2 protein-coding genes are annotated in these 1774 nt (G+C 50.3%); one reads left to right on the top strand and one right to left on the bottom strand.

Annotation, left to right across the window (positions count from 1 at the left end; translation table 11 throughout):
* The coding region (locus HB631_RS26680; RefSeq protein WP_213994196.1) for an autotransporter outer membrane beta-barrel domain-containing protein at positions 1-929 on the bottom strand (929 nt) is incomplete at its 3' end.
* Between the two features lie 409 nt (positions 930-1338).
* Between HB631_RS26680 and HB631_RS26685 the strand changes: the two genes are divergently transcribed.
* Complete coding sequence (locus HB631_RS26685) at positions 1339-1716, top strand: hypothetical protein (protein ID WP_213994197.1); 378 nt, start codon at positions 1339-1341, stop codon at positions 1714-1716.
* Positions 1717-1774 lie beyond the last annotated feature (58 nt).

Consider the following 1774-nt stretch of genomic DNA (forward strand, 5'->3'; position numbering starts at 1 on the left):
ACGGCCAGGTTGGCGCCATAGACGGCGTCTTCCGGACGCTCCACCATGTCTCCCGGGTCGGGATGGGGGTCGGGAATAGGCTCCGGCGGCGGTTCAGTTCCAGGCGGTTCAATTCCAGGCGGTTCCGTGCCGGGTGGTTCCACTCCTGGTGGTTCCGTTCCAGGTGGTTCCGGAACCGGCGCGGCCGTGGAGCTGTTCAGATACCAGTTGGCGTCGTTGGCGCCGGTGCCGCGCGCCAGGACGTAATCATAGGCGCCGGCCACGATACGTCCGGACTGGGTAAACTCCCCGTCGGAGGTGCCGCCGACCCTAATCAGCTCGATGCCGTCAATGGTCTGGGCGCCGCTGCCGCCGGCGTTGTTGACGCTGACCAACGTATCGCCGGAGGTATTGCTCTCGACAACCAGGCGTTCGGACTGCGAGGCGTCATCGGAGAGTTTGGCATTGAAGTTTAATCGGCCGTTATTGCCGACATAGTTGCCGGTGACGGTAAGCTGGGTGCCGGCGTCGGCGCCGTTAAGGTTGATGACGCCGGCATTGCTGACGCTGGCGATGGTTTGGCTAAAGCCGTTTAAATCCATGGCGCCGGGTGCGGCGATGGTATAGGCCGAATTGGGGCTGAAGGTATTGGCGGCCTCGGCGGCTAATGTGCCACCGTTGATAGTGGTATTGCCTGTGTAGACGTTATTTCCCGCCAGGGTCAGGGTACCGTCATTGACGATGATATTTATGAAGGTTGAGAGTGGACTCGAGACTGTCCACTCGCTATCACCGTTTTTGATTAACGAAAAAAAGTTGATAATATTAGCGGATAAAACATTTCCTGTAGGCGGAGGTGATGCCGCCGCTCCTACGAGGTATAAATTATTTACTCCTCCTACGCCGTCGACTATGGCGCTATCAAGCGTTGAGCCTGATTCAAGCGTCAAATTGCTTGAACCCGAGCTAAGGTAAATCGAGCCAATAATGACACCACCAGTGTGGTTGGTGATATTGACGGCTGAAGCATTGCTCATAATCGCAATATTTGAGCTGCTGGTTGCTGTAATTGTTCCATAATTTTCAATAGTATCTCTTACCGCTAAAGCACTAGCGCTAAACCAGATGGGATAGGCTGACTGGCTTTCAATCAAGCCATGGTTAATGATCGTATTCCCGCCGCCATAACCGGCTATGGTATTATTTGAGCTTGACCCCAGCCCGCGGGCTTCAGCTCCAGGGCTTAACGTTAAAACAGAATTTGAATTGAATTCAATGGTGTTTTGGCCTGTATCCCAAAAACCCGAAGGCAGTAGAGCATGTGAATTATTTTGTACTAGGGCGCCGTCTTGTAGGGTAATGGCAGCATTGGAATCCAGGCTAATAGCGCTTAATTCGCCGGTATTGATTTGGGCTGTAGGAAGAACATTAACAGTGACATTATCCAAACCCGGTCCGGTACCGACGGGGCTAGCCTGTGTTGATGTGGTATCACAAGTAATGGTTACACCACTCGCGGCGGCCGGATTACACGCCGCTAATACTTTATCGGGTGTTATGGATAAACTTAGTATTATAGCCGAAGCTATTGTATTAAAGTTATTTCCAAGTTTAATTTTGGATGGTGTTGTATCTTTAATGAGTATTAAAGATGGAATTAAATGGGCCATTGCTACTGAATCTATTATACGCATAACTATCATTCCTCAAATTCGTTTCAATAGGATGACTTGTTAGCAATATTTAACTTTAAGACGGTCAAATTGAGCACAGTATTATTAACTTCTTTCAAAAA

The sequence above is a fragment of the Sodalis sp. dw_96 genome, from assembly GCF_018449575.1.
Classification (GTDB): domain Bacteria; phylum Pseudomonadota; class Gammaproteobacteria; order Enterobacterales; family Enterobacteriaceae; genus Acerihabitans.